The sequence below is a fragment of the Acidovorax sp. ACV02 genome (assembly GCF_014851475.1).
GTDB lineage: Bacteria > Pseudomonadota > Gammaproteobacteria > Burkholderiales > Burkholderiaceae_C > Acidovorax > Acidovorax delafieldii.
Window position 1 is genome coordinate 112,317 of sequence record NZ_JACUZU010000001.1, and the last position, 25,774, is coordinate 138,090.

Annotated in this window: 26 protein-coding genes; 15 read left to right on the forward strand and 11 right to left on the reverse strand. The window is 65.3% G+C overall.

Annotated elements, in window-relative coordinates; genetic code table 11:
• The first annotated feature begins 24 nt into the window (after positions 1-24).
• The 6 genes from IB236_RS00570 (at position 25) to nudB (ending at position 5,839) form a co-directional block, all read left to right on the forward strand.
• Positions 25-1,470 carry a sodium:solute symporter family protein gene (locus IB236_RS00570; protein WP_056060397.1) on the forward strand — a complete coding sequence of 482 codons (1,446 nt, stop codon included), beginning with the start codon at positions 25-27 and terminating at the stop codon, positions 1,468-1,470.
• A gap of 65 nt (positions 1,471-1,535) precedes the next feature.
• Positions 1,536-1,886 carry an FmdB family zinc ribbon protein gene (locus tag IB236_RS00575; protein ID WP_099731076.1) on the forward strand — a complete coding sequence of 117 codons (351 nt, stop codon included), beginning with the start codon at positions 1,536-1,538 and terminating at the stop codon, positions 1,884-1,886.
• An 8-nt stretch (positions 1,887-1,894) separates the two neighbouring features.
• The gene (locus IB236_RS00580) at positions 1,895-2,515 is read left to right on the forward strand and encodes a DUF502 domain-containing protein (protein ID WP_056747297.1); all 621 of its coding nucleotides are present in this window, start codon (positions 1,895-1,897) and stop codon (positions 2,513-2,515) included.
• Between the two features lie 53 nt (positions 2,516-2,568).
• The gene (gene aspS / locus IB236_RS00585; protein ID WP_056060406.1) at positions 2,569-4,386 is read left to right on the forward strand and encodes an aspartate--tRNA ligase; all 1,818 of its coding nucleotides are present in this window, start codon (positions 2,569-2,571) and stop codon (positions 4,384-4,386) included.
• Positions 4,387-4,523: 137 nt separating this feature from the next.
• Positions 4,524-5,351 carry a CsgG/HfaB family protein gene (locus IB236_RS00590; protein WP_056747298.1) on the forward strand — a complete coding sequence of 276 codons (828 nt, stop codon included), beginning with the start codon at positions 4,524-4,526 and terminating at the stop codon, positions 5,349-5,351.
• Between the two features lie 11 nt (positions 5,352-5,362).
• Positions 5,363-5,839 carry a dihydroneopterin triphosphate diphosphatase gene (nudB, locus tag IB236_RS00595; RefSeq protein WP_192418240.1) on the forward strand — a complete coding sequence of 159 codons (477 nt, stop codon included), beginning with the start codon at positions 5,363-5,365 and terminating at the stop codon, positions 5,837-5,839.
• A 52-nt stretch (positions 5,840-5,891) separates the two neighbouring features.
• Here the strand turns inward: nudB and IB236_RS00600 are convergent, their stop codons facing one another.
• On the reverse strand, positions 5,892-7,658 hold the full coding sequence (locus tag IB236_RS00600) for a tetratricopeptide repeat protein (protein WP_192418242.1): 1,767 nt from the start codon (positions 7,656-7,658) through the stop codon (positions 5,892-5,894).
• A gap of 356 nt (positions 7,659-8,014) precedes the next feature.
• Between IB236_RS00600 and IB236_RS00605 the strand changes: the two genes are divergently transcribed.
• From IB236_RS00605 to IB236_RS00640, 8 genes are all read left to right on the forward strand, one after another.
• Positions 8,015-8,752 carry an endonuclease/exonuclease/phosphatase family protein gene (locus tag IB236_RS00605; RefSeq protein ID WP_192418243.1) on the forward strand — a complete coding sequence of 246 codons (738 nt, stop codon included), beginning with the start codon at positions 8,015-8,017 and terminating at the stop codon, positions 8,750-8,752.
• A gap of 37 nt (positions 8,753-8,789) precedes the next feature.
• Positions 8,790-10,034, forward strand: coding sequence for a cardiolipin synthase ClsB (gene clsB, locus IB236_RS00610; protein ID WP_192418244.1), 1,245 nt, complete (start codon positions 8,790-8,792; stop codon positions 10,032-10,034).
• A 117-nt stretch (positions 10,035-10,151) separates the two neighbouring features.
• Entirely contained in the window at positions 10,152-10,877 is a 726-nt protein-coding gene (gene folE, locus IB236_RS00615; RefSeq protein WP_060986750.1) for a GTP cyclohydrolase I, read from the forward strand.
• Positions 10,878-10,879: 2 nt separating this feature from the next.
• Positions 10,880-11,302, forward strand: coding sequence for a BLUF domain-containing protein (locus tag IB236_RS00620; RefSeq protein ID WP_056060427.1), 423 nt, complete (start codon positions 10,880-10,882; stop codon positions 11,300-11,302).
• Between the two features lie 226 nt (positions 11,303-11,528).
• On the forward strand, positions 11,529-12,410 hold the full coding sequence (locus IB236_RS00625; protein WP_192418245.1) for a DMT family transporter: 882 nt from the start codon (positions 11,529-11,531) through the stop codon (positions 12,408-12,410).
• Positions 12,407-13,255 carry a DUF429 domain-containing protein gene (locus tag IB236_RS00630; protein ID WP_192418246.1) on the forward strand — a complete coding sequence of 283 codons (849 nt, stop codon included), beginning with the start codon at positions 12,407-12,409 and terminating at the stop codon, positions 13,253-13,255. The genes IB236_RS00625 and IB236_RS00630 overlap by 4 nt, the downstream gene beginning before the upstream one ends.
• 84 nt (positions 13,256-13,339) lie before the next feature.
• Complete coding sequence (locus IB236_RS00635; protein WP_146869839.1) at positions 13,340-13,558, forward strand: hypothetical protein; 219 nt, start codon at positions 13,340-13,342, stop codon at positions 13,556-13,558.
• Between the two features lie 108 nt (positions 13,559-13,666).
• Positions 13,667-14,338 carry a histidine phosphatase family protein gene (locus IB236_RS00640; RefSeq protein ID WP_146869838.1) on the forward strand — a complete coding sequence of 224 codons (672 nt, stop codon included), beginning with the start codon at positions 13,667-13,669 and terminating at the stop codon, positions 14,336-14,338.
• Positions 14,339-14,394: 56 nt separating this feature from the next.
• On the opposite strand, the gene IB236_RS00645 is transcribed toward IB236_RS00640, so the two are convergent.
• The 9 genes from IB236_RS00645 to IB236_RS00685 form a co-directional block, all read right to left on the reverse strand.
• The gene (locus tag IB236_RS00645; RefSeq protein WP_146869837.1) at positions 14,395-15,324 is read right to left on the reverse strand and encodes a hypothetical protein; all 930 of its coding nucleotides are present in this window, start codon (positions 15,322-15,324) and stop codon (positions 14,395-14,397) included.
• 47 nt (positions 15,325-15,371) lie between these two features.
• Entirely contained in the window at positions 15,372-16,730 is a 1,359-nt protein-coding gene (locus IB236_RS00650; RefSeq protein WP_192418247.1) for a tetratricopeptide repeat protein, read from the reverse strand.
• Between the two features lie 23 nt (positions 16,731-16,753).
• Positions 16,754-17,362 (reverse strand): hypothetical protein, encoded by a 609-nt coding sequence (locus IB236_RS00655; RefSeq protein WP_015012762.1) that lies wholly within the window; start codon positions 17,360-17,362, stop codon positions 16,754-16,756.
• Between the two features lie 105 nt (positions 17,363-17,467).
• Positions 17,468-18,871: an amidase gene (locus IB236_RS00660; RefSeq protein WP_146869835.1), complete on the reverse strand. Its 1,404-nt coding sequence runs from the start codon at positions 18,869-18,871 to the stop codon at positions 17,468-17,470.
• 130 nt (positions 18,872-19,001) lie between these two features.
• Entirely contained in the window at positions 19,002-20,492 is a 1,491-nt protein-coding gene (locus tag IB236_RS00665) for an ABC transporter substrate-binding protein (protein WP_056747308.1), read from the reverse strand.
• A 106-nt stretch (positions 20,493-20,598) separates the two neighbouring features.
• Positions 20,599-21,480, reverse strand: coding sequence for an ATP-binding cassette domain-containing protein (locus tag IB236_RS00670; protein WP_192418248.1), 882 nt, complete (start codon positions 21,478-21,480; stop codon positions 20,599-20,601).
• Positions 21,477-22,514 (reverse strand): ABC transporter ATP-binding protein, encoded by a 1,038-nt coding sequence (locus IB236_RS00675; RefSeq protein ID WP_192418250.1) that lies wholly within the window; start codon positions 22,512-22,514, stop codon positions 21,477-21,479. Before IB236_RS00675 ends, IB236_RS00670 begins: the two co-directional genes overlap by 4 nt.
• Positions 22,515-22,691: 177 nt before the next feature.
• Complete coding sequence (locus tag IB236_RS00680; RefSeq protein ID WP_192418252.1) at positions 22,692-23,570, reverse strand: ABC transporter permease; 879 nt, start codon at positions 23,568-23,570, stop codon at positions 22,692-22,694.
• Positions 23,571-23,575: 5 nt separating this feature from the next.
• Positions 23,576-24,538, reverse strand: a complete 963-nt coding sequence (locus IB236_RS00685; protein ID WP_056060468.1) for an ABC transporter permease — start codon at positions 24,536-24,538, stop codon at positions 23,576-23,578.
• Between the two features lie 208 nt (positions 24,539-24,746).
• Here IB236_RS00685 and IB236_RS00690 point away from each other — a divergent pair, with 208 nt between their 5' ends.
• Positions 24,747-25,004, forward strand: a complete 258-nt coding sequence (locus tag IB236_RS00690) for a YfhL family 4Fe-4S dicluster ferredoxin (protein WP_099731061.1) — start codon at positions 24,747-24,749, stop codon at positions 25,002-25,004.
• Positions 25,005-25,105: 101 nt separating this feature from the next.
• On the opposite strand, the gene pth is transcribed toward IB236_RS00690, so the two are convergent.
• A complete protein-coding gene (gene pth / locus IB236_RS00695) occupies positions 25,106-25,714 on the reverse strand; it encodes an aminoacyl-tRNA hydrolase (protein ID WP_056747313.1) in 609 nt (202 codons plus the stop codon).
• Positions 25,715-25,774: the final 60 nt, after the last annotated feature.

The window sequence follows — 25,774 nt, forward strand, 5'->3', positions numbered from 1 at the left end:
GACAAAAAGAGAGAGGAGCGCGCTGTGCTGCTGACCCTGGTTATCGTTTACCTGCTGATCACCATCGGCATCGGCTTGCTGGCAGCCCGGCGTGTGAAGAACGCTGCGGACTTTGCCATTGCCGGGCGCCACCTGCCGCTGTACATGATCATCACCACCACGTTTGCCACCTGGTTTGGGTCGGAGACCGTGCTGGGCATTCCCGCCAAGTTCATCGAGGGCGGTCTGGGCAATGTGGTCGAAGACCCGTTCGGCGCGGGCTTCTGCCTGATCCTGGTCGGCCTGTTCTTTGCCGGCAAGCTGTACCGCATGACACTGCTCACCATCAGCGACTATTACCGCGAACGCTATGGCCGCACGGTGGAAATCGTCTGCTCGCTGATCATCATGTTGAGCTACCTGGGCTGGGTTTCTGCCCAGGTCACAGCGCTGGGCCTGGTGTTCAACCTGCTGTCTGGCGGTGCCATCAGCATTCCGGTGGGCATGACGATTGGTGTGGTCTCCATCCTGGCGTACACGCTGTTCGGCGGCATGTGGTCGGTGGCGGTCACCGACTTCATCCAGATGATCATCCTGGTGGTGGGCCTGGCCGTCATTGCCGTGTTTGCGGGCAACATGGCCGGGGGGGCCGACAAGGTGATCGAGTTCGCGTCCAGCCGTGAGCTGTTCCGGTTCCTGCCTGAGCCCAAGTTCCATGACGTGGTGTTCTTCATCGCCGCGGGCGTGACCATGATGTTCGGCTCCATCCCGCAGCAGGACGTCTTTCAGCGTGTGATGTCGGCCAACAACATCCAGGCAGCCACGCGCGGTCCCGTGATCGGTGGCATCTGCTACATCCTGTTCGCCTTTGTGCCCATGTTCCTGGTGGCCAGCGCGCTCATCATCATGCCCACGGAAACGGCTGCGCTGCTCAAGGACGACCCGCAAAAGGTGCTGCCCACGCTGGTGCTGGAGAAGATGCCTTTTGTGATGCAGGTGCTGTTCTTTGGGGCCCTGCTGTCGGCGCTCAAGTCCACGGCCTCTGCCACGCTGCTGGCGCCCAGCGTCACTTTCACCGAAAACATCTGGCGCCAGTTCCGTCCGCACAGCTCGGACAAGCAGCACCTGCGCACCATGCGCATCACCACGCTCGTTTTCAGCGCCTGCGTATTGGCCTATGCCATCTACATGCAGGGTACTTCCATCTATGAGCTGGTGTCGGGTGCCTACCAGGTGCCGCTGGTGGGAGCGTTTGTGCCGCTGGTGTTCGGCCTGTACTGGAAGCGTGCCACTACGCAGGGCGCCATCTTTGCCATCGTGCTGGGGCTGGTGACCTGGCTGCTTTTCCTGTCCACTCCGGCGGGGGCAATCTTTCCTGCGCAGCTGGCGGGTTTGCTGGCCGCGCTGGCGGGCATGCTGATCGGCTCCCTCGGGCCACAGGCCATCCGCAACAGCCATGCCTCCCACCACAAGATGGTTGGGGTCGAGTAACGCGGGGGGTAAAGGGGCATGCCGCCTATAATTGAGGGTTTTGCACTTTCCCTCAACACACTGACATGCCTATTTACGCCTACAAATGCGGCTCCTGTGGCCATGCCAAGGATGTGCTGCAAAAAATCTCCGACGCACCCCTGACGGTGTGCCCCGCCTGCGGCGCCGAAGCCTTCTCCAAGCAGGTCACTGCCGCAGGTTTTCAGCTCAAGGGCTCGGGCTGGTATGTGACCGATTTCCGTGGCGGAAACGGTGGCAACTCCGCCCCGGCCACCGAGGCCAAGTCGGAGTCCAAAACCGAATCAGCGGCACCTGCCAGTGGCGGTGATGCTCCTAAAAAGGAAGCGGCCAGCACAAGCACTGCCAGCGCTACCGGTACTGCTGGTACCAGTGGTACTTCTTCCTCTTCGAGCTGAGGACCTGCATGGCTGCCCTGCGCAAATGGCTGTTGACAGGCCTTCTGGTCATCGTGCCCGGTGTCATCACGGCCTGGGTGCTCAACTGGATTGTGAGCACGCTCGACCAGACCCTGCAGATCCTGCCCGGCGCGTGGCAGCCCGACAAGCTGCTCGGAGTGCATGTCCCGGGCTTTGGTGTGGTCCTCACGCTGGCCATCTTGCTCGTGGTGGGCGCCATTGCCAGCAACTTTGCGGGCCGCAAGCTTGTGCAGTGGGGCGATGCGCTGGTGCACCGCATTCCGGTGGTGCGCTCTATCTACTCCAGCGTCAAGCAGGTGTCGGACACGCTGTTCTCCGAGAGCGGCAATGCCTTTCGCAAGGCCGTGCTCGTGCAGTGGCCCCGCGAAGGGGTATGGACCGTGGCGTTCGTCACCGGCGCCCCCAATGGTGAAGTGGCTGCGTACCTGCGCGACGAGTTCGTCAGCGTGTACGTGCCCACCACCCCCAACCCCACGGGGGGGTATTTTGTGATGGTGCGCAAGAGCGACTGCGTCGAGCTCGAAATGAGTGTGGACAGCGCCCTCAAGTACATCGTCTCCATGGGTGTGGTGGCTCCAGCGGACCCCACGCTGCCCCCACCCAAGTAAGAAAAGCAATCTCTTTCAACGTCAACGCGCCCTGCGGCGCCGGAAGTTTTGTCATGGCCATGCGTTCCCACTATTGCGGTCTTGTGACCGAAGCCCTGTTGGGCCAAACCGTTACCCTGTCGGGCTGGGTGAACCGCCGCCGTGACCATGGTGGCGTGATCTTCATCGACCTGCGCGACCGCGAAGGCTACGTGCAGGTGGTGTGCGACCCCGACCGCGCCGAGATGTTCAAGGTCGCCGAAGGCGTGCGCAACGAGTTCTGCGTGCAGGTCAAGGGTGTGGTGCGCGCACGCCCCGCAGGCACCACCAACGACAAGCTCAAGACCGGCCAGATCGAAGTGCTGTGCCATGAGCTGAACGTGCTCAACCCCTCCGTCACGCCTCCGTTCCAGATCGACGAGGAAAACCTGTCGGAAACCACGCGCCTCACGCACCGCGTGCTGGACCTGCGCCGGCCGTACATGCAGAACAACCTGATGCTGCGCTACAAGGTGGCAATGGAAGTGCGCAAGTTCCTCGATGCGAATGGCTTCATCGACATCGAAACCCCCATGCTCACCAAGAGCACGCCCGAAGGCGCGCGCGACTACCTCGTGCCCAGCCGCGTGCACGATGGCCATTTCTTCGCATTGCCCCAGTCGCCCCAGCTGTTCAAGCAGCTGCTGATGGTGGCGGGCTTCGACCGCTACTACCAGATCACCAAGTGCTTCCGCGACGAAGACTTGCGTGCTGACCGCCAGCCTGAATTCACCCAGATCGATATCGAGACATCGTTCATGGAAGAGCAGGACATCCGCGACATGTTCCAGGGCATGATCAAGACGGTGTTCCAGAACACGCTGGGCGTGGACCTGGGCGAGTTCCCCGTCATGACCTACCAGGACGCTGCGCGCCTGTATGGCTCCGACAAGCCCGACCTGCGCGTGAAGCTCGAATTCACCGAGCTGACCGACGTGATGAAGGACGTGGACTTCAAGGTGTTCTCGGGCGCCGCCAACATGAAGAATGGCCGCGTGGTCGGCCTGCGCGTGCCCGGTGGCTCGGTCGAAGGCGGCGGCATCAGCCGTGGCGAAATCGACGCCTACACTGAGTTCGTCAAGATCTACGGCGCCAAGGGCCTGGCCTACATCCGCGTCAATGAACTGGCCAAGGGCCGTGACGGTCTGCAGTCGCCCATCGTGAAGAACATCCACGACGCAGCCCTGCAAGCCGTGCTGGAGCGCACTGGCGCACAGGATGGCGACCTGATCTTCTTCGGTGCCGACAAGGAAAAGATCGTCAACGACGCGATTGGCGCGCTGCGTATCAAGATCGGCCACAGCGAGTTCGGCAAGAAGAACGGCCTGTTCGAGAACCGCTGGGCACCGCTGTGGGTGGTCGATTTCCCGATGTTTGAGTACGACGAGGAAAACCAGCGCTGGAACTCGGTGCACCACCCCTTCACCAGCCCCAAGGATGGTCACGAAGACTGGATGGTCACTGCGCCCGAGAAGTGCATCTCCAAGGGCTACGACATGGTGCTCAACGGCTGGGAAATGGGTGGCGGCTCCGTCCGTATCCACCGCGCCGATGTGCAGCAGAAGGTGTTTGACGCCCTCAACATCACGCCCGAAGAAGCCCAGCTCAAGTTCGGCTTCCTGCTGGATGCGCTGCAGTACGGCGCGCCCCCGCACGGCGGCCTGGCCTTTGGCCTGGACCGCATCGTGACGCTGATGACCGGTGCCGAGTCGATCCGCGACGTGATCGCCTTCCCCAAGACCCAACGTGCCCAGTGTCTGCTCACACAGGCGCCCAGCCCTGTGGACGAAAAGCAGCTGCGCGAGCTGCACATCCGCCTGCGCAACCCCGACGCGGTCAAGACTGCGGCCTGATTCCGGACGCACACGTCCTTCGCGCATGCAGCCATGCATCGCACACCAAGCGGCTCGGGCCTTGCGCCCTGGCCGCTTTTTTCATGTGCGGCGCATCGGGCACTGGCCGCCGTGCACGGACTGAAAGAGGTACTTCCATGCGTTTGTTGACACGCTCCCATTGGCTGCTTGCGGCCACATGCATCGCCCTGGCCGGATGCGGCGAGAAGAAGACCGAACTGGGCCAGGGCGGCTCGGTGGTCACGGGCTCGGCCGGGCCCCAGGGCGCGCAGAACGCGGCCCGTGAGCTGGTGCGTTGCGATGCGCCGGTGGCCACGCTGGCGCTGGCCGAGAACCCCAATGGCTACATCATGGGCTCGGGCTACCAGCTGCCCGCGTCGCCGGTGCCGCTGGTCAAGCTGCTGGCCCAGCAGAGCGGGTGTTTCCGCGTGGTGGACCGGGCAGCGGGCCTGAAGGGCACTGTGCAGGAGCAGGAATTGAAGGACGCCGGCATCCTGCGCAAGAACAACTCCACCGTGGCCAAGGGCAAGGGGTACGAGGCGCAGTACACGCTCACGCCCAGCCTCACGTTCAGCGAGCAGGATGCGGGCCGGGGCCTGGCCGGGGTGATCGCCATGATCCCGGTACTGCGCGACATCGCAGGCCTGGCCGGGCTGGTGGAGCAGGTCAAGTTCAAGGAAGCACAGACGGCCTTGCTGCTGTCCGACAACGAAACCACCGAACAGGTAGCGGCGGCCACGGGCTCAGCGCGCACCACCGACCTGGGGGTGGGCGGCCTGGTGTTCGGCAAGCTGGGGGGGGCTGCGGGCGCTGGCTGGAGCAATACCAATGAAGGCAAGGTCATTGCTGCGGCGTTTCTGGACGCGCACAACCAGCTGGTGGTGCAGGCGCGTGCGTTGCAGGCCAAGGAGCTGCCCCCGCCCGTGCCCACCACCACGGCAGCCCAGCGCCCCAAGGGGGGCTGAAGGCACAGCCCATGGCAGCCGCCGGGCCACCGCGGCCTTACAAGCTTCCAGAGTCGGTGCTGGTGGTGATCCACACCCCCGCGCTGGAGGTGCTGCTGATCCGCCGCACCGGGGGCGAGGGGCATTGGCAGTCGGTCACCGGTAGCAAGGATGCGCTGGATGAGCCTTTTGCCGAGACCGCACGCCGTGAAGTGGCCGAAGAAACCGGGATAGACACCCAGGCACCGGGTTGTCTGCTGACCGACTGGGCGCTGGAGAACGTGTACGACATCTGGCCCCAATGGCTGCACCGTTATGCCCCTGGCGTGGTGCGCAACCGCGAGCGCGTGTTTGGCCTGCGTGTGCCCGCAGGCACGCCCGTGGTGCTGAGCCCACGTGAGCACGACGCCTATGAGTGGCTGCCCTGGCAGCAGGCCGCTGACCGGTGTTTTTCAGCGTCCAATGCCGAGGCGTGCCTGTTACTCCCCCGGTTTTTGCATCTCGGGTGAGTCGACTCCGAATGGCCCGGCGGCAACTGGGGCACGGCCGGGCGGCGTCGCCTCAAGAGGCGTCTGGAGGCCGCAAGCGCAGGGCGGCAGCAGGATCGTCGGCATCGTCTACGGGCGACGGGCCGAGCGCCGAGCTGTCGGGCGATGGCTGCGGAGTGCGCGTGGGTGTGTTGTCGCTGCTGCCCCGCACCCTCAGCGCTACACCGCCGGGGTGACGTTCACTGTCTTGCCCCAGGATGGCCCTCGCCGGGGTGCTGCCCATGCGGGCGCGCAGTGCGTCGATGCTCTCTTGCAGCGGTTGGGGGGCGGCCATGCGCGCGCCATGGCGTAGCAGCACTTGCTGTGCCATATCGAGCAGTTTGGAGTTGAGGGTGCGTTCGGCTTCGGCCAGCAGGTTTTGCACGGCACCGCCAGGGTCGCCGCCCAGGCTTTGCGCCATGGCGACTTCGGCCGTCTTGTTGACGCGTTGCAGGCAGTCTCGCACCAGTTGGCTATAAGGCTCATGCAGGTTGCATGCGTTGGCCATCAGCTCGGTCAAGCCGCGCGTGTTGGCATAGCGCATGCCCAGTGCCAGCACCCAGCTGTCGCCCTCGGGCAGCTCGATCGACGTGACGGCCAATACGGCCAGCAGGCTGCCCAGGTTGCAAGCAGCCTCAAAGTCGAAGGTGCTGGACGTTATCTCGCGGGCCATGCCACGCACCGATTCAACCGCTTGCGAAAACTGCCGCTGCTGGATGAGCTGCAGCGCCCGCGCCACCTCGGCAAAACGCCGGATGCGCGCGCTGCCGTAGTGGCGCTCCAGGATGCGCGCAAAGTCGGCCATGCAGCGCTCGATGCCCTTGCGGTCGTTCTCGGCGTAATACGCAAACGTCAGCAGCACCAGCGACTGGTAGTCGAACAGTTTGGAGTCAATGCCCAGCACTGTGGCGCGTGCCAGCACCTTGGTGGCGGTGGCGCGGTCGCCCATGTAGTACGACATCATCCCCAGCTTCTGCAGCCGCACCACCGAGTCGGGCGTGAGGGTGCTGGCCGTGCGGTAGGTCTCGATGGCCTGCGAAAAATTGCCCATCTCCACCTGCGCGCGGCCCAGCACGTCGTAGGCGTCGGCGAACGACGCGTCTTCGCCAATCAACTCCTGCAAGGTGGTGATGGCGCGCGCGGCCTGGCCTGATTCGATCTGTGCGCGGGCCACGCCCAGCTTGGCCCAGGGCAGGGCCCGTGCCGCGATGACGGCCTCGAACAGGGTGCGCGCCTCGTCGTGGCGGCCCAAGCGCAGCAGCAGCTCCGACCCGATGCGGGCGGCGTACAGCCAATAGGGCTTGCGGGCCTCGAAACGCTCCACGCACAGCGCTGCAGCCTGCTCGAAGTCCTCGGCTTCGATGGCATCGAAAATGGGCTTGAGGTGGATCTTGCGCAGGCGCGCCAGGCTCAGGCGCTCGAACAGCGCGCTGGGCGTGAAGGGCTTGAGCAGGTAGCCGTCCAGTGCCGACTCGGCGGCCTCGGCCACTGCGGCGTACGACGCCTCGGCCGTGACCATGAAGAACACCGTCGAAAACGGCAGCAACTGCGCGCGCCGCAGGTCGTCCAGCAGGGTCTGGCCCGAGTAGTTGGATTCGCCAAAAAACTGGTCGCACAGCACGTAGTCGAACACCGTGTGCTCCAGCCGGGCGCGCGCGTCCTGCACACGGGAGCATTGCACGATGCGGGTCACGCCGTACTCGCGCAGCTGCCCCACCAGAATGCTGCGCGATGTGGCATTGCTGTCCACGATCAGCGCCTGGGTCTGTGGGGCGGGATTGGGGCCGCTCTCGGTAGCCATGGGGGTCGGGGCCGTCCCTGCGTGCTCAAAATGTTGGAGTCTCCAGTGTAAAGCGCTGCCGCCCCCTGCCTGCGTCGGGCAAACCCCTTGCCACCACGGCTTGCGACACAATCTCCAGTCCTAGGAGCGGCAATTGACCGCTTGCCGTTTTCAAGGGCGCCTCATGGATACTGACTCTCGCTGCTTCGTTGACGTTCGCTTGTCGAGTGGGCACGCTACGCATTCGCCAGCACCGCGCTGGGCGCGCCATGCGGCGTTGCTCCTTCTTGCGGGCATGAGCCCGCCGCGTCCTCGCGCCTTGCCTGGCGCACCCATCGCGGCGCTGGCGAGCGCGTGCAATTACCCCTCCTAGGACCATGCAACACGACGACATCCTGCGCGTAGCCACCTACAACATCCACAAGGGGGTGCAAGGCATCGGGCCCGCGCGGCGGCTGGAGATTCACAACCTGGGCCTGGCGGTGGAGCAGCTCGACGCCGACATCGTTTGCCTGCAGGAGGTGCGCAAGCTGCACCGGCGCGAGGCGGCCTACTTCCAGCGCTGGCCTGATCTGCCGCAGGCCGAGTTCCTGGCGCCAGAAGGCTACGAGGCGGTGTACCGCACCAATGCGGTCACCAAACACGGCGAACATGGCAACGCGTTGCTCACCCGCTGGCCGGTGATCGGGCACCAGCATGAAGACATCTCGGACCACCGTTTCGAGCAGCGCGGTCTGCTGCATGTGGAGGTGGATGTGCAGGGCCGCAACGTGCACGTGATCGTGGTGCACCTGGGCCTGATCCCTGGCAGCCGCATCCGCCAGGTCGAGCGCCTGCAGGGCTTCATCGAGCGCGAGGTGCCCCCCGGTACGCCGCTGGTGGTGGCCGGTGACTTCAACGACTGGGGGCAGTTGCTCAAGCGCATGCTGGCTGGCTTTGGCCTGTATGAATGGGATGCGCCCCGCACCTTCACCTACCCCGCACGCCTGCCCCTGGCGCAGCTGGACCATGTGTATGCGCGCGAGCTCACGCCGCTGTCGCTGCAGGTGCCTCGTGGCCGCATCTGGTGGCGCATGTCGGACCATCTGCCCCTGATCGCGGAGTTCCGGCTGTGAGGCGCTGCCGGGGTGTGCGCGGTGGCGGGGTGACGGGATGAGGCGCAAGTCCTTTGTGCAGGCCCCGGGCACCGGGCCCGCCGACGACCACCAGGTCCGGCTGCTGCAAGGCGCCGAGGAGTTCTTTCCGGCGCTCACCGAGGCCATGGATGCTGCGATGGCGGACATCCAGTTCGAGACCTACATCTTTGACTTCACCGGCGCCGGAGCCACCGTGGCCCAGGCGCTGATGCGCGCTGCAGCGCGCGGCGTGCGCACCCATCTGGTGGTCGATGGCGTGGGCACGGGTGCGTTGCCCAAGGCCTGGGCCGAGCAGTTCCAGGCCGCCGGGGTGCTGTGCAGCGTGTATTCGCCGCTGGGGCCGCTGGGGCTGCTGCTGCCGCACCGCTGGCGGCGCCTGCACCGCAAGCTGTGTGTGGTGGATGGGCGGGTGCTGTTTTGCGGCGGCATCAATGTGCTGGACGACTTTCACGACCCTAACCACGGCGCGCTGGAGGCCCCCCGTTTTGACTTTGCCGTGCGGGCCACGGGCAGCCTGGTGGCATCGGCCAGCGACACGATGGACCAGCTCTGGTGGCGCATGCAGGCCGTGCGCGATGCACGCCAGCGCCGCTTGCCGGAGGCCCTGCAGGCCTTGCGCGCGGCCAGCGCGGCACGGCACGCGGAGCAGCGCGGCGACCCTGGCGCAGGCCCGCCTGTGCGCGCCACCCTGGTGCTGCGCGACAACGTGCGCAACCGCAGCCGCATCGAGAAGGCCTACCGCCGCGCCATCGGCGCAGCACGGCACGAGGTCATCATTGCCAATGCCTACTTCATGCCCGGCGGCAAGCTGCGCCGCGCGCTGGTGATGGCCGCGCGCCGGGGCGTGCGGGTGCGCCTGCTGTTGCAGGGACGGTACGAATACTTCATGCAGTACCACGCGGCCCGTCCCGTGTACGGCGCGCTGCTGGAGGCGGGGGTCGAGATCTACGAGTACGCCCCGAGCTTTCTGCACGCCAAGGTGGCCGTCATCGATGCGCAGGGCGACCGGCCCTGGGCCACGGTGGGCTCGTCCAACCTCGACCCGCTCTCGCTGCTGCTGGCGCGCGAGGCCAACGTGGTGGTGGAAGACGCCGCCTTTGCCATCGACCTGCGCCAGCGCCTGGTGCACGCCATGCAGCACGCGGGCCGCCGCATGGACCCTGCGCGCTATGCCGGCCGCCCGCTGCGCCAGCGGGTGCTGGACCGCGTGGCGTTTGGTCTCATGCGCCTGGCGCTGTGGGTGACGGGCAAGCGGTATTGAGAGCGCCTTTATCGAGTTTGCTATATTATTTATAGCTGCTCAGGCATATTTCACTAGCGCTTGCTGTCTAAAACCCTTGTAATTGATCAAACTGGGTTCGCTGGTACGATGCCAGCCATGTCCAGCCAACCTGCCGCCGATATGACGCCCACCTCACCGGACGAAGGCACGCCCGTTTCCGTCAAGATCCGAGAACGCCTTGCCGCCGCGCGCAAGCGCTTTCACGCCAACGACAACATTGCCGAATTCATCGAGCCCGGCGAGCTGGAAAAGCTGCTCGACGAGGTCGAGGTCAAGATGCAGGGCGTGCTCGACAGCCTGGTCATCAACACCGAAGGCGACCACAACACCAACAACACCGCGCGCCGCGTGGCCAAGATGTACCTCAACGAGGTGTTCCGCGGCCGCTATGTGGCGCAGCCGCCCATCACCGAATTCCCGAACGCCGAGCACTTGAACGAGCTGATGATCGTGGGCCCGCTCACCGTGCGCAGTGCCTGCAGCCACCACTTCTGCCCCGTCATCGGCAAGATCTGGATCGGCGTGATGCCCAACGAGCACACCAACGTGATCGGCCTGAGCAAATACGCGCGCCTGGTGGACTGGATCATGGGCCGCCCCCAGATCCAGGAAGAAGCCGTGGTGCAGCTGGCCGACCTGATCATGGAAAAGACCCAGCCCGACGGCCTGGCCATCGTCATGGAAGCCAGCCACTTCTGCATGTCCTGGCGCGGCGTGCGCGACAACGACAGCCGCATGATCAACTCGGTCATGCGTGGCGTGTTCCTCAAGGACAGCGCTTTGCGCCGTGAATTTTTGTCCCTCATCCCTGGAAAGAACTGACCATGCTGGTACGCCTGCTTTACGCCAGTCGCGCGGTCGATACCTCGCCCGCCGCCATTGAAGCCATCCTGACGCAATCGCGCCAGCACAACCCCGGCAGCGGCATCACCGGCGTGCTGTGCTACGGCGGCGGCGTGTTTTTGCAAGCCATCGAGGGCGGGCGCTCTGCGGTGAGCGAGTTGTATGGCCACATCCAGAAGGACACGCGCCACAAGAACGTGGAGCTGCTGCACTACGAAGAAATCGCCGAGCGCCGCTTTGGCGGCTGGACCATGGGGCAGGTCAACCTCTCCAAGATCAACCACTCCATCCTGCTCAAATACTCCGAAAAGCCCGAACTGGACCCGTATGCGGTGTCGGGCAAGGTGTCGTTTGCGCTGCTTGAAGAGTTGATGGCCACGGCCTCCATCATCGGCCGAGCTTAGGGATCACCCCCCTGAGGCGCTGCGCGCCTTCCCCCCGCTCTCGCACCGCTGCGCGGTGCGGGCAGGGGGACGCCACCGGTGCGGCGGGGCGGCCCTTGCACGGTGGCCCCCCGGCCGGGGCCGCGCCAGTTGCCGATGCCGTGAGCGGTACCTAGCCCTTCAATCCAAGCCGCAGCCGCCATTGCGCTGCGGCTTTTTGCATTCCAGCCCTCTCTCTTTCTGACCCGTGACCTTTACCGCCTTCGCCCTCATCATCCTCGCCGGCCTCATCCACGCGTGCTGGAACATCGTGGCCAAGAAGGCCGGGGGGGACTCGCGGTTTGCGTTCTTCACCTCGGTGATCATGATGGTCGTCTGGGCGCCGCTGGGCTGGTACCTGGGGCGCGACGCGGTGCCGCAGTGGGGCGCGGTGGAGTGGGGTTTTGTCGCCGCCAGCGGGCTACTGCATGTGGCGTACTTCGTCATCCTGCTGCGCGGCTACCGTGTGGCGGACCTCACCGTGGTCTACCCGCTGGCGCGCGGCTCGGGGCCGCTGTTGTCGTCGCTGGTGGCTATCACGCTGCTGGGCGAGCAGATCTCGGCGCTGGGTGCCTTGGGCATCGTGGGCGTGGTGGGGGGCGTGTTCCTGATTGCGGGTGGCCCGGGCCTGCTGCGCGCCGCGCACGACCCTGCCGCGCGGGCGCGGGTGCACAAGGGCATGTTGTACGGCTTGCTCACGGGGGCCTTCATTGCCAGCTACACGGTGGTCGACGGCTATGCGGTCAAGTTTCTGCTGATGTCGCCCATCCTGGTGGACTACATGGGCAACTTTGTGCGTGTGGGCCTGCTGGCGCCCGTGGTGCTGCGCGACCTGCCCACCGCCCGCACCCTGTGGCTGGCGCAGTGGCGTTTTGCCTTGGCCGTGGCGGTGGTGAGCCCGGTGGCCTATGTGCTGGTGTTGTACGCCATGCAGCAGGCACCCCTGTCGCACGTGGCCCCGGCGCGCGAGGTGTCCATGCTGTTTGCCGCGTTGATCGGCGGGCACCTGCTGGGCGAGGGTGACCGCGTGGCGCGCATCTTAGGTGCGCTGTGCATTGCTGCAGGCGTCACGGCGCTGGCCTTGGGATGACGGCTGCCGCACCACAACCTCTGCTGCTGGGCTGCGACTTCTCCAGCAGCCCCACGCGGCGCAAACCCATCGTGCTGGCGCTGGGCCAGCGCCAGGGCGCGCGCGTGTCGCTCACCACGCTGCAGCCGTTCGACACCCTGGCCGCGTTCGGCCAGTGGCTGGCGCAGCCCGGCGACTGGGTGGGCGGGCTCGACCTGCCTTTTGGCCTGCCGCGCGAGCTGGTGCAGGCGCTGGGCTGGCCCACCGATTGGCACGCCTGCATGCAGCACTACCGCGGCCTCAGCCGCGAGCAGATCCGCGCACAGTTTGCGGCGTTCTGCGGCGCGCGCCCCGTGGGCGGCAAGTTTGCCCACCGCGCCACCGACGGGCCTGCAGGCTCCAGCCCCTCGATGAAATGGGTGAACCCGCCCGTGGCCTACATGCTGCACGCGGGCCTGCCGCTGCTGCTGGACGCGGGCGTGCACCTGCCCGGCCTGTACGCAGGCGACCCCCGCCGCGTGGCGCTGGAGGCCTACCCCGGCCTGCTCGCGCGTGAGGTGCTGCAGCGGCGCAGCTACAAAAGCGACGACCGCGCCAAGCAGACCCCCGACCGCCTCATCGCCCGCAAAGACCTGGTCAACGCGCTGGAGCTGGGCCAGACCCGCCTCGGCCTGCGCCTCAAGCTCAGCCATGCCCAGCGCGACACCCTGGTGGATGACGCCAGCGGCGACAGCCTGGACGCCGTGCTGTGCCTGCTGCAAGCCGCCTGGGCGCAGCAGTGCCATGCCGAAGGCGATGCGCTTTACGGCCTGCCGCCGGGGCTCGATCCGCTGGAAGGCTGGATCATCACGGCTGAAAAGCCGTGACCGACCATTCCACCGCTTTTCAGGGCATCGGCCCGGCGCAGGCTGCGTAGCATGGGCGGGACACGCTGGATGCTTTGTTTGCCCATGCCTTTCGCCCCCCGCCTTTTGTTCGCGCTGGTCCTGCTGGCCCCGCTGCTGGTGCAGGCCGCCCCCGCGCCCTGGTATTACTGGCGCAGCCTGGTCGATGGCCAGCGTGTGTGCGCACAAACCTCGCCCGGCCCGGGCTGGGAGCGCGACAGCGCACCCCACGAAGGCCCCGGCTGCCAGCCGCGCCGCAAGGTGCTGGTCGTGCCCATGCGGTAGTGCCTGTCGTTGTTTTGTTATAAAAATAATAGCTATTCAGGCATGCTGGACGGGCGGTAGCGGCCAAAAAACCTTGCAATCGTGTGTGTACATTCGATAATGACACGCATGACCGAACTCATCCTGATCCGCCACGGCGAGACCGACTGGAACCGCGAGCTGCGCTTTCAGGGCCATGTGGACGTACCCCTCAACGCCACTGGCCACGAACAGGCCCGCCGCCTGGCCGAACGCCTGGCCGCAGAGCGCCCCGTGGTGCACCACCTCATCTGCAGCGACCTCATCCGCACCCAGCAGACCGCCACACCCAGCCTGCAGGTGCTGTTCCCTGAGGCCCGCATCGACACCCTCACCGACAGCGCCCTGCGCGAGCAAAACTTTGGCGTGGTGGACGGCAAGCGCGTGGACGACGTCAAGCAGGAACATGCCGACGCATGGAACCAGTGGCTGCGTTTTGAAGCCGACTACGGCATGCCCGGCGGCGAGACCACCCGCCAGTTCCACTCCCGGGTGATGGATGCCGTGTACCGCATCGCCCAGCAGCACAGCGGCCAGACCGTGATGGTGGTCACCCATGGCGGCGTGCTCGACATGATCTGGCGCACTGCACGCGGCACGGGGCTGGATGGCCCGCGCCAGAGCGACATTCCCAACGCGGGTCTCAACCGCGTGCGGGTGAGTGGAGAAGCGGTGGAAGTGCTGGACTGGGCTGATGTGCGGCACCTGGCGGATTTGCCGGAGCAGCCGGTTTATGACCAGACGAAGCTGGTGGTGAGGTGAGGTTTAAATTTGCTGACGTTGAGACTTAGTAGTCTCTATTTCAGTCAAGGCGATCTTCAAACTAACTCAAACATTGACCGCCTCTGTTGGTCGCTGTGAAGTGGGTACTTAGCAATATGAGTCCACTGCGGAGCAATAGCCGACGACCAGAGACGCAGCATCAAGTCCTCGGTCTGCACTTCTACGGCAACTGCATTCAGGTCGACCGCATAGCACTCCTCGTACGTGGCGTGCGCAGGATTTGGAAATGAGTTTTTGTACTTAATGTTGAACTCTGGTCGAAAGTATTTGATAAGAGCACCTTCAGTGAAATTGACCTCTTGTTGTTCCGACACCGGGTTGTAAATTACTTCACGTCTGTGGCGGTCATCCTCTTCCTCAGTCGTCTGATATTTCTTTGTGATGCCATCGAAGCTCGCAAGCATGTAACGTTCAAAGCAAAGTAGAACTAGCCAGATTTCTTGGTCAGGGGATTGTCGAATGGCCTCGGCATAAATACTCTGGAGAGTCGAATGACTCTGAAGCCGTTCCACTGCTGTTCTGGAACCGCCGTCGCCGTACGATTGCCCGACATAAAGCACTTCAAGATCCAAGTGCTCCCAGTACTTTGGCCCGCAAAGTCCCAAGAGCATTGCTGACTTTGCGGAAAGCAGTGGTTTTCCATCTGACGCAACGAATGCCACTTCCGTATACGGATAGCTCGATTGCACAGATAAGTCCAAGCACCCTAGCTCGTTCATAGCAATAAATGGAATCTCAATCTTCTCGTCGCGCACATGTTTGAAGCAGCGTCCAGAAATAGTGTCAGAAGTGAACACGACGGACTGAGGATCAATTGAAATTCTCGGTCGTCGTCCGACGATGTAAATGTGAGGATCGTCCGGAAGCTCGCCGAGCTGACTAAGTCCGTCTTGTTGCAGCAGCCAGCAGTAACTTGTGCAGACGTGTAGTCCGAACTCCGAGATGAATTTGCGGGGGGAAGACATAGCTAAGCCGATGTAATGGCCGGGGCAAGTGGGCGAAACGGCGGGTCTTATCTGCGGCCACAGCCTACAGGTAATTCCAACGCGGCACACACCACCCCCACCTGCCTAGCCAGCCGCACCGACTCCGGCTGCCCATTCACCATCGGCTGTAACACGTTCTGCACCGCTGCCCACTGCCCGTTGCGCTGCAGTGCATCCAGCCAGATCTGGTGAAACAGATCCCGCTGCGCATGGCTGCCGCCAATCTCCACCAGCCGGGGCAGGGCCACGCCCAGCTTCTCCACCGCCGTCGCCCAGTCGCCCTGCGCATGCGCCAGCAGGCCGTGGGCGGCGGGCACGCACACCTGTTGCCACACGGTGCGCTCCTGCGCCTCGGTGCGGGTGGCCGCGTGGGCGGTGATGTTGTTTTGCAGCGTGCGCGCGGCCTCCATGTGCCCGGCGCGGGCCAGGCCGTAGAGGTATTGCAGGTCCAGAAAGGGCAGTACATGGTCGGCCAGGCGCAGTGCCAGGTGATCGGCCACGTCGGTCCAGCGGTCGCCGACATCCACGCCTGCCAACTCCAGCCGGGCGAGCAGTGACACGGCGTTGATCTGGTCTTGCGTGTATTCCTTGACCACGCCCCACACCTGCTGGTCGTAGAGCGCCAGCACTTCGGCATGCCGGTCCTGCTCCAGCAAAAACAGCGCCTGGTGCCACCAGTTGTGCGTGACCATGAAGGAGTTCAGGCCCGTCCAGGTGTCGCTCATGCTGGCCATGAAATCGGTACCTTCGCGGATGCGGCCCAGGGTCAGCATGACGTGGGCCAGCGCGTGGTGGGCCCAGGGCTCTTTGCGGCACAGGGTGATGGCGTGGCGTGCGGCGCTTTCAGCCTCTTGCAGGCGGTGGCATTGCTCCCAGCCAAAGGCCAGCATGCCGTGCAGGTAGGGCACCTCGGCCGCTGCGGGCAGGGCCTGCAGCGCCAGGCGCAGCATGCCGGGCGAGTCGCCCCGGTTGAACAAATGGTATTGGCCGAGCTTGAGGGAGGCGAGGTCGCGCGGGTGCAGGCGGGCTTGCTCCTCGTGCAGCGCAATGGCGCGGGGCAGGTCGCCATCCACCCAGGCGGCGATGGCGGCCACAAAGCGTTGTTCACGCTCGGTAGCCTCTGCCGCGCGAGCCAGGGCCTGGTCGATGAGGGGGCGGGCGTTGTGCGGAGCGTCGGCCGACTCGGCAAACATGTGCAGTGCGGCGCAGCTGGCCTGAACGATGGGGCTGGTGTCGGCCGCCGCGTTCAGCACGTTCACCGCGCGGGCCTCGCAGGCGATGAAGCCTTCTACAAAGTCATTCAGCGCCGTCGCGCTGGCCTCGTCGTGCAGCGTGATGGGGTTGCCCAGGCTGTCGGTCATGCGGGTGTGCGTGGAGGATGGCATGGGGCATTGTTGGGTCGCTGGGCTCAGCCGCCGTTGATCAAGGTCAGGTAGGCGTTGCGGGTTTCGGCAGACACCGACGCCACGAGCTGTTCATGCGGCGTCTGGTGCCGCGCCAGCATGCGGGCGCTGGCCACGGTTTTGGACTTGCAGTACCAGTGGCAGGTGTGCTGCATCAGAAACAGCTCGGCCGTCATCATGTAGGCGCGGTCCTTGGGCGACAGGTGGCTGGTGTTCTGCACCACATGGGCAATGCCGCGCGCGTGGATGGCGAGCGCTCGGCGCACGTCAAAGGTCATGGCGGGCAGCAGCTTGTCGGCAAACGGGATCGGCACGGAGAGCCGGCTGACGCGGGCGTGGGCTTCGTCCACCTTGGCAAAGTCGGCGGCAAAGCGGCTGAACTGCTCGCTCAGTTGCGACTCGGTGGTGCTCAGCAGGCTCCAGATCTGGCTGCGGCGCTCGTCGGTGCTTTCACCCAGGGCGCGCAGGTAGCCGTCGGTCAGCGCCTCCATCAGCTTTTCGATCTGGTAGTTGGCCAGGTGTTTGCCCAGCAGCGCAATGCGCTTGCGCTGCTCTTTGGCGTTGAGCATGAAGGTGCCGGTGGCGATGAGGATCGCCAGGATGATGATGTCCATGCGGTGGTGGGATGGTGGTTTGTGAGGTGGGGGCTCCAGCGGTGGTGCCAGCGTCAGAGCGTATTCCCCCAAGGTTACCAACAACAACGCACGACAGATGCAGGGTTATGCCGCAGGCGGCTGGGGCCATGCCCGCTGGGGTTCGCGGATCAGCTCGAACGCGTGCGCGACCTGCAGCACGCCAAGGTCGTCAAAACGTGCGCCCGCAATCTGCAGGCCGATGGGCAAACCAGCGCGGGTGTAGCCGCAGTTGACCGAGGCCGCAGGTTGCTCGGACATGTTGAACGGCACGGTAAAGCCGATGTGTTCCAGCGGGCGCAGCGGGTCGTTGGTGGGCGAGGGCAGCTCGGCCTGGAAGGCGACGTTGGGCGCCACGGGCGAGATCACATAGTCGAACGCGCTGCAGGCCTTGACGGCGGCCACGCGCGTCAGGTGGAACTGGTGGCTGGCGGTGAAGACCTCGGTGCCGCTCATGCCGGCGGCACTGTCGGCCCAGGTGCGGATGTAGGGCAGCACCTTGTCGCGCCGCGCCGCCGGCAGGGCCTGCAGGTCGATGTGGGAACGCATGCGCCAGAAGTGGTCCATGCCGTCGAGCATGGCCTGGGTCATGAAAGGTGCCATGGGCACGATGGTGGCGCCGGCGGCTTCCATGAGTTGGGCTGCGCGCTCCACGGCGGCCTTCACCTCGGGCTCCACCGGCAGGCCGCAGCCTGCATCCAGCAGCAGGCCGATGCGCAGGCCGCGCAGGCGCTCGGCGCCCTTGTTGAACTGGCTCCAGGCGATGTCCTGGTAGGGCAGGCTCATGCTGTCGCGCGCGTCGGGCTGGCTCAGCACCTGCATCATCAGCGCGGCGTCGGCCACGGTGCGGGTCATGGGGCCGGCGGCGCGGCCGGTGTAGGGCGGGTCAATCGGGATGCGGCCCAGGCTGGGCTTGAGGCTGAAGATGCCGCACCAGCTGGCAGGCAGGCGCAGCGAGCCACCAATGTCGGTGCCGATGTGCAGCGGGCCGTAGCCCGCAGCGGCCGCCGCGCCACCGCCGGCGCTGGAGCCGCCCGGGCCCTTGCTCACGTCCCAGGGGTTGCGCGACAGCGGGTGAAAGGTGGACAGGCCGGATGACAACATGCCGTAGTCGGGCATGGTGGTCTTGGCGACGATGACGGCACCTGCCTCGCGCATGCGGGCGGCGGGGGGGGCGTCAGCTGCGGCGGGCACCAGCTCGACGGCGGCCGTGCCCAGCGGGGTGGGGTCGCCTTCGGTGGCAATGTTTTCCTTGATGGTGCTGGGCACGCCGTCGAGCAGCCCCTTGGGCTCGCCGCGCAGCCAGCGGGCCTCGGAGGCACGGGCCTGGGCCAGGGCGGCCTCGGGGCGCAGCAGGTAGGTGGCTTTGATATGGGGCTCCCACCGTTCGATGTGGGCCAGCACGGACTGCGTGACCTCGACCGGTGACAGCTTGCGCTGGCGGTAGGCGGCAATCAGGTCGTGGGCGGGCAGGTCGTGCAGTTCGGTCATGGCGGGGTGGGTGGTCGCCGTAGCGATGTTTATCAATAAAAAAGGCTGCAAGCGCTAGTGGGTAAAGCGCTGGCAGCTATTGTTTTAGGAGTCTTGACTCCTGCACGCACCGCGTTGCGGCGCGTGGCTTTCAGGACCAGGACAGCGCGGAGATGTCGTTCACGAACACGGGCATGTCTTTCCACAGGCCCTTGAGGTTCTTGTTGGCCACCGTGATCCACTGGTTGGAGTACAGGAAGGCGTGCACCGCATCGTTGGCCAGCAGGCGCTGCGCATCGCCCAGCAGCTTGGCGCGGTCGGCGGGGCGGGCGGCGTTCTTGATCTGGCTGAACAGGTCGTTGAACTTGGGCGAGTTGTAGGCCCAGTAGTAGTCGGGCTTGGCAAAGTTGCCCAGGTCAAAGGGCTCCACGTGGCTGATGATGGTCAGGTCGTAGTTCTTGCTGCCGTAGGTCCCGCTGAGCCACTGCGCCCATTCCACGTTCTGGATCTTGGCGATGATGCCGACCTTGGCCAGCTGGGCAGCCACCACCTCGCCGCCCTGGCGGGCGTAAGGCGTGGGGGGCAGCGTCATGGTCAGCTCCAGCGGCGTCTTGATGCCGGCCTCGGCCAGCAGCTTCTTGGCCTTCTCGGGGTCGTAGGGGTTCACGCCCGTGGTGTCCACGTAGCCAAACGCGCCGGGCACGTAGTGGCTGCCGATGGGTGCGCCGTAACCGTCGCCCGCGCCTTCGATCACGGCCTTGCGGTCAATGGCTGCGGCAATGGCGCGGCGCACGCGCACGTCGTCCAGCGGCTTCTTGCCGTTGTTGATGGCCACGATGGTTTTGGCGCGCGAGCCGCTGACCACCACCTGGAACTTGGGGTTGGCCTTGAACTGCGCCACGCTGCGCGGCGTGACGCGGGGGAATGCGTCCACGTCGCCCGCCAGCAGGGCAGCCACCTGGGCGGCTGGGTCGGAGATGAAGCGGAAGGTCGCGCGCTTGATCTTGATGGCCTTGGCGTCGCGGTAGCCGTCCCAGGCGGTCAGCACGACCGACGAGCCCTTGTTCCAGGCCTGCAGCTGGTAGGGGCCGGTGCCCACGGGCTTGTTGGCGTTGGTGTCGGCGCTCTTGGGCTCCACGATGATGGAGGTGGCCTGGCCCAGCACGAACAGCAGGTCGGGGTCGATCTCCTTGTTGAGCAGCACCACGGTGTAGTCGTCGACCACCTGGGTGGTGATGCCGGCAAAGGTGCGCTTGTCCTTATTGGTGCTCTTCTCGCCGCCTGCGCGGTCGTACGAGAACTTGACGGCCGCAGCAGTGAAGGGCTCGCCATTCTGGAACTTCACGCCACGGCGCAGCTTGAAGGTGTAGGTCTTGAGGTCGGGCGAGACCTCCCAGCTTTCGGCCAGCAGGGGCGACACGCTGCCGTCGGGGTTGATCTTGGTGAGCGTCTCGAAGATGTTGTACTGAACGATCTCGGCGATGGCAGATGCCGCACCGGCGGTGGGGTCCAGGCCTGGGGGCTCCAGCGTCATCGCCAGCGTCACCGCATCTTTGCGGCCTTGCGCCAGGGCGCCAAGCGAGGTGGTCAAGGGCACAGCGGCGATGGCGCCAGTGGCAAGGACGGTACGGCGGTTCAGCATGTTCGGACTCTCCAGACAAAAAACCAGACAACAACCATAAAGACCCCCGGTGCAATTTGTTACCGGGGAGGAAAGAAGCTTTTTACACCATCACACCTGCATGTGGTTATGCGGTTTTTGCCGTTGCCGCAGCGGCTGCCGCACGGCGCGCCCGCGCGCGGCCGGGCAACACCTGCGGCACGGCGCCCACCAGCGACTGTGTGTACGGGTGCTGCGCGTTGCGGAACAGCTCGCCCGGCGAGCCGCGCTCCACGATGCGGCCCTGGTACAGCACCACCACCTCGTCACACAGGTGGTTGACCACCGCGAGGTCATGGCTGATGAGCATGTAGGTGATGCCGAACTGCTGCTGCAGGTCCTGCATCAGGTTCAGCACCTGGGCCTGTACCGACACGTCGAGTGCGCTCACAGGCTCGTCGGCCACGATGAGGCGGGGCCGGGTGATGAGGGCGCGCGCAATGGCGATGCGCTGGCGCTGGCCGCCAGAGAATTCGTGCGGGTACTTGCCCAGGTCGTTGGTGCGCAGGCCCACTTGCGACAGCACCTGGGCGGCCTGCTCGCGCTGCTCGGCGCGCGTGGTCTGGCCTTGCGCCTGCAGTGGTTCGGTCACGATGCGCTCCACGGTCTGGCGCGGGTCCAGCGATCCGTACGGGTCCTGGAACACCATCTGAAAGTCGCGCCGCGCCTGGCGCAACTGCTCGGCTGGCAACTGGTGCAGGTTGCGGCCCAGCAGCTCCACCGTGCCGGAGGTGGGTGCATCGAGCGCCATCACCAGCCGTGCCAGGGTGGACTTGCCCGAGCCCGATTCGCCGACGATGCCGAGGCTGCGGCCAGAGGCAATCGAGAAGTTCACGCCGTTGAGCGCATGCACCTTGCCCGGGGGACGGAACAGGTGCTCGCGGGGCAGGGTGTATTCGCGCACCAGGTCGGTCACCTGGAGCAGCGGCGCGGTGGTGGGAGCGACGGTGGTGTGAGTGGCGTGGGTCATGCAGCCACCTCGATGACGTTGACCACGTCCGCACTCTGCGCCTCGGCAATGGCTTCGCGCCGCAGGCAACGCACCAGGTGGTCGCCGTCGGCATCGGTGGCCACCAGCGTGGCCTCGGGCTGCTTGTGGTGGCAGTCATCCACCGTGTAGCTGCAGCGTCCTGCAAACGGGCAGCCAGCGGGCAGGTCCACCAGCTCGGGCACCGTGCCCGGAATGGTGGACAGGCGGGGGCGCTGCCCGGGCGCGTGCACGGCACCCAGGTGGGGCCGGGCGGCGAACAGCCCGCGTGTGTAAGGGTGGGCCATGGCCGAGAAGACCGAGGCAGTGGAGCCGCTTTCGACCACGCTGCCGCCGTACATCACCATCATGCGGTCCACGTTCTGCGAGATCACCCCCAGGTCGTGCGAGATGAGGATCAGCGCCATGTTGCGCTCGGCCACCAGGTCGCTGATGAGGTCCAGGATCTGCTGCTGGATGGTCACGTCGAGCGCCGTGGTGGGCTCGTCGGCGATCAGCAGGTCGGGCCCGCAGGCCAGCGCCATCGCAATGGTGATGCGCTGGCGCTGCCCGCCCGAGAACTGGTGCGGGTAGGCGTCAAAGCGCTGTGCGGCGTTGGGGATGCCCACGCGGTCCAGCAAGGCAATCGCTTCGGTGCGTGCGGCTGCTGCATTCATGCCCCGGTGCAGGCGCAGCGGCTCCGCCACCTGGCGGCCAATGGTGTGCACGGGGTTCAGGGCCGTCATGGGCTCCTGGAACACCATGCCAATGCGGTTGCCGCGCATCTTGCACATCTGTGCATCGGTGCGGCCCACCAGCTCTTGCCCATCAAAGCGGATACTGCCGGTGACCTGTGCACTCTCGGGCAGCAGGCCCATGAGCGACATGGCGGTGATCGACTTGCCGCAGCCTGATTCACCGATCAGGCCCAGGGTTTCACCGCGCGCCAGCGAAAAGCTCACGCCGCGCACGGCATCGGCGGGGCCCCGGTGCGTCTGCAGGCGGATGCGGAGGTTGGAGACTTCAAGCAAAGGCATGGCAGAGGATCGTCATCGTTCGCAGTAATTTCATCTCAGCTAAACGGGTCTGTGAAACTGGCGCGACCCAAGCCAGCGCCCCCGTGCAAGGGCCGTCCCGCCGCACTGGGGGTGTCCCCCTCCCGCATTGCGCAGCAATGCGAGAGAGGGGGAAGGCGCGAAGCGACTCAGGGGGTGTCATCTTTTTCTGGAGAGGCGGGGGTCGAGCAAATCGCGCAGCCCGTCGCCCAGCAGGTTCAGCCCCAGCACCGCCAGCGCAATCGCCATGCCGGGCCACACCGCCAGCAGCGGGGCCTGGAACATCAGTGTCTGTGCCTCGCTCAGCATGCGGCCCCAAGAGGGCTGGGGCGGCTGGGTGCCCAGGCCCAGGTACGACAGGGCGGCCTCGGCCAGGATGGCGATGGCGAACTGGATGGTGGCCTGCACGATGAGCACCGACAGGATGTTGGGCAGCACGTGTTCCAGCGTGATGCGCCAGCTGCCTTTGCCGCAGGCACGTGAGGCCAGGATGTATTCGCGCGACCACACGGCGTTGGCCGATGCGCGCGTGACGCGTGCAAACGTCGGGATGTTGAAGATGCCGATGGCGATGATGGAATTCACAATGCCTGCACCAAACACCGCCGTCATCATGATGGCTGAGAGGATGGGGGGGAAGGCAAACGTGAAGTCCGCCAGCCGCATGATCAGCTCTTCCACCCAGCCGCGCTTGGCGGCGGCCAGCAGTCCCAGCGCCGTGCCCAGGGTCAGGCCGATGCCCACCGCGATCACGCCCACCAGGATGGAGTTGCGGGCGCCCACCAGCAGCAGCGAGGCTACGTCGCGGCCAAAGGCATCCGTGCCCAGCCAGTGGGTGCCGGAGGGACTCGCCAGCTTGTTGGCCAGGTCCATCTCGTAGGGCGACCAAGGCGTCCAGACAAAAGAGAGCAGCGCAGCAAGGATCAGCAGCGCCGACAACACCGCACCGATGACAAAACTGCGGTGGCGCAGCGCGCGGTGCAGCCAGCCGGGGGCGGAGGGTGTGGAAGAGGAGAGGGTGGACACGGCGGCGCTCATGGGGATCAGATGTCGGAAGCCTTCACGCGGGGGTCGATCACGGCGTAGAGGATGTCCACGACGAAGTTCACGATCACCACCATGGCGGCGAGCAGCATCACGCAGTTGCGCACCACGATCAGGTCGCGGTTGGAGATGGACTGGAAGATCAGGCGCCCGAGGCCGGGCAGATAGAACACGTTCTCGACCACGATGGTGCCCGCCAGCAGGTTGGCAAACTGCAGCCCCATCACGGTGACCACCGGGATCATGGCGTTGCGCAGCACATGGCCCCACAGCGCTGCGCGCTGCGTGAGGCCCTTGGCGCGGGCGGTGCGTACAAAGTCTTCACGCAGCACCTCCAGCACGGCCGAGCGGGTGATGCGCGCGAGGATGGCAGCCTGCACCACGGCCAGCGCAATGGCGGGCAGCAGCAGGGCTTTGAGGGCTTCTAGCGGGCTGCCGCCAGCGTCTTCAGTCCAGCCCGGAAAGCCGCCGGCCGAGAACCACTGCAGCTTCACCGAGAACAGCAGGATCAGCAGGATGGCGAACCAGAAGTTGGGGATGGCAATGCCGATCTGCGCCAAGCCCATCACGCCCACGTCACCCAGCTTGTTGTGGCGCGCCGCGGCGTACACACCGGCGGCCAATGCCAGCACCGTGGTGATCACCATGGCCATCAGGGCCAACGGCACGGTAAGCGCCAGGCGCTCCAGCACCAGGTCGAGCACGGGCGAGCTGTAGGCGTAGCTGTCGCCCATGTTGCCCACTACCAGGCCGCTCACCCATTGCCAGTAGCGTAGGCTGGCGGGCTGGTCCAGACCCAGCTTGGTGGCCAGAGCCGCCACCGCATCGGGAGAGGCATCGGGACCCATCAGAATCTGCGCGGCATTGCCCGGCAGGATTTCCAGCACCAGGAACACGACGATGGAGGCGCCAATCAACGTGGCCAGGAGGGTGACAAACCGCTTGAGAAAAAACAGGCCCATGGGTGGGGTGCGTTGGCAGGTGGGTCAGACGCAGGGGCGTCAAAATTAATGTGTATACACAGCATAACGGTAAAAACGTCCCCGTCAGCGGTGGTGGGTTGCAGTGTGGCACGCAAGGCACATGCCACCGGCGCGGGATAATACGGAGCATGAACTGCGCCGCTCGCTCCGTTGCCCCTGTTTTTGGCCCCGTGCACTGGGAGGCGGTATGGCGCTGATGATCACGGACGAGTGCATCAACTGCGATGTGTGCGAGCCCGAGTGTCCCAACCAGGCGATCTACCTGGGGCAGGAGATCTACGAAATCGACCCGAACAAGTGCACAGAATGTGTAGGGCATTTCGACGAGCCCCAGTGTGTGCAGGTCTGCCCTGTGGCCTGCATTCCCGTGAACCCGCAGCATGTGGAAAACCGCGAGACGCTGTGGCAGAAGTTTCAGCGGCTGCAGGCGTCCACGCCGACGTAATTTGAGCCAAACCGACCGCTTGCGCTAGTTGGTCATGCCTTGATTGCTATTGAATAAATAGCAATATCCACAGTACAACGGCTGGATGGACTGGTGGCCCCTCAGTCCTCCACGGGCCGAGGGGGCTTGGGGCGGGGCGGTTTGGTGGTGTGGATGAGCAGCGTGGCCTTTTCCATGTCCCCCGCCAACAGAGCGGGGTAGGCCTTGAGCGAGTGGGCGATGCTGTCCTCGATCAGCGTGCGCTGGTCTGGCGACGGCTTCTTGAGCACCCAGTTGGCGACTTCGCTTTTGACGCCCGGATGGCCGATGCCGATGCGCAGGCGCCAGTAGTCGGGCGAGCCCAGCTGTCCGTGGATGTCGCGCAGGCCGTTGTGCCCGGCATGGCTGCCGCCGCGCTTGAGCTTGACCTGGCCCGGTGCGATGTCCAGTTCGTCGTGCACCACCAGGATTTCCTCGGGCAGGATCTTGAAAAAGCGCGCCAGCGAGGCCACGGACTTGCCCGAGAGGTTCATGAAGGTCTGCGGTTCCAGCAGCCACACGTTCTGGCCGTGCACCGTGGTGCGTGCCACCAGGCCGTGGTAACTGCGCTCGGGCACCAGCGTGGTCTTGAGTTCGCGCGCCAGGGCGTCAATCCACCAGAAGCCGGCGTTGTGCCGCGTGTCCTCGTAGTCTGGCCCGGGGTTTCCCAGGCCTACAAACAGCTTGATCATGTGCGGGATTATCGGTGGCTGGGGTGTGGAAAGGCCGTCGGCATTGCTGCCGCTGCCTGA

What these genes read in the sequence shown, in the direction of transcription:
- IB236_RS00675 (WP_192418250.1), bottom strand. Translation starts at nt 22,514, where the DNA reads ATGCCTTTGCTTGAAGTCTCCAACCTCCGCATCCGCCTGCAGACGCAC.
- aspS (WP_056060406.1), top strand. Translation starts at nt 2,569, where the DNA reads ATGGCCATGCGTTCCCACTATTGCGGTCTTGTGACCGAAGCCCTGTTG.
- IB236_RS00600 (WP_192418242.1), bottom strand. Translation starts at nt 7,658, where the DNA reads ATGGCTACCGAGAGCGGCCCCAATCCCGCCCCACAGACCCAGGCGCTG.
- IB236_RS00645 (WP_146869837.1), bottom strand. Translation starts at nt 15,324, where the DNA reads ATGTCTTCCCCCCGCAAATTCATCTCGGAGTTCGGACTACACGTCTGC.
- clsB (WP_192418244.1), top strand. Translation starts at nt 8,790, where the DNA reads ATGAGGCGCAAGTCCTTTGTGCAGGCCCCGGGCACCGGGCCCGCCGAC.
- IB236_RS00680 (WP_192418252.1), bottom strand. Translation starts at nt 23,570, where the DNA reads ATGAGCGCCGCCGTGTCCACCCTCTCCTCTTCCACACCCTCCGCCCCC.
- IB236_RS00670 (WP_192418248.1), bottom strand. Translation starts at nt 21,480, where the DNA reads ATGACCCACGCCACTCACACCACCGTCGCTCCCACCACCGCGCCGCTG.
- IB236_RS00660 (WP_146869835.1), bottom strand. Translation starts at nt 18,871, where the DNA reads ATGACCGAACTGCACGACCTGCCCGCCCACGACCTGATTGCCGCCTAC.
- IB236_RS00650 (WP_192418247.1), bottom strand. Translation starts at nt 16,730, where the DNA reads ATGCCATCCTCCACGCACACCCGCATGACCGACAGCCTGGGCAACCCC.
- IB236_RS00685 (WP_056060468.1), bottom strand. Translation starts at nt 24,538, where the DNA reads ATGGGCCTGTTTTTTCTCAAGCGGTTTGTCACCCTCCTGGCCACGTTG.
- pth (WP_056747313.1), bottom strand. Translation starts at nt 25,714, where the DNA reads ATGATCAAGCTGTTTGTAGGCCTGGGAAACCCCGGGCCAGACTACGAG.
- IB236_RS00605 (WP_192418243.1), top strand. Translation starts at nt 8,015, where the DNA reads ATGCAACACGACGACATCCTGCGCGTAGCCACCTACAACATCCACAAG.
- IB236_RS00655 (WP_015012762.1), bottom strand. Translation starts at nt 17,362, where the DNA reads ATGGACATCATCATCCTGGCGATCCTCATCGCCACCGGCACCTTCATG.
- IB236_RS00640 (WP_146869838.1), top strand. Translation starts at nt 13,667, where the DNA reads ATGACCGAACTCATCCTGATCCGCCACGGCGAGACCGACTGGAACCGC.
- IB236_RS00575 (WP_099731076.1), top strand. Translation starts at nt 1,536, where the DNA reads ATGCCTATTTACGCCTACAAATGCGGCTCCTGTGGCCATGCCAAGGAT.
- IB236_RS00665 (WP_056747308.1), bottom strand. Translation starts at nt 20,492, where the DNA reads ATGCTGAACCGCCGTACCGTCCTTGCCACTGGCGCCATCGCCGCTGTG.
- IB236_RS00635 (WP_146869839.1), top strand. Translation starts at nt 13,340, where the DNA reads ATGCCTTTCGCCCCCCGCCTTTTGTTCGCGCTGGTCCTGCTGGCCCCG.
- IB236_RS00590 (WP_056747298.1), top strand. Translation starts at nt 4,524, where the DNA reads ATGCGTTTGTTGACACGCTCCCATTGGCTGCTTGCGGCCACATGCATC.
- nudB (WP_192418240.1), top strand. Translation starts at nt 5,363, where the DNA reads ATGGCAGCCGCCGGGCCACCGCGGCCTTACAAGCTTCCAGAGTCGGTG.
- IB236_RS00630 (WP_192418246.1), top strand. Translation starts at nt 12,407, where the DNA reads ATGACGGCTGCCGCACCACAACCTCTGCTGCTGGGCTGCGACTTCTCC.
- IB236_RS00690 (WP_099731061.1), top strand. Translation starts at nt 24,747, where the DNA reads ATGGCGCTGATGATCACGGACGAGTGCATCAACTGCGATGTGTGCGAG.
- folE (WP_060986750.1), top strand. Translation starts at nt 10,152, where the DNA reads ATGTCCAGCCAACCTGCCGCCGATATGACGCCCACCTCACCGGACGAA.
- IB236_RS00620 (WP_056060427.1), top strand. Translation starts at nt 10,880, where the DNA reads ATGCTGGTACGCCTGCTTTACGCCAGTCGCGCGGTCGATACCTCGCCC.
- IB236_RS00580 (WP_056747297.1), top strand. Translation starts at nt 1,895, where the DNA reads ATGGCTGCCCTGCGCAAATGGCTGTTGACAGGCCTTCTGGTCATCGTG.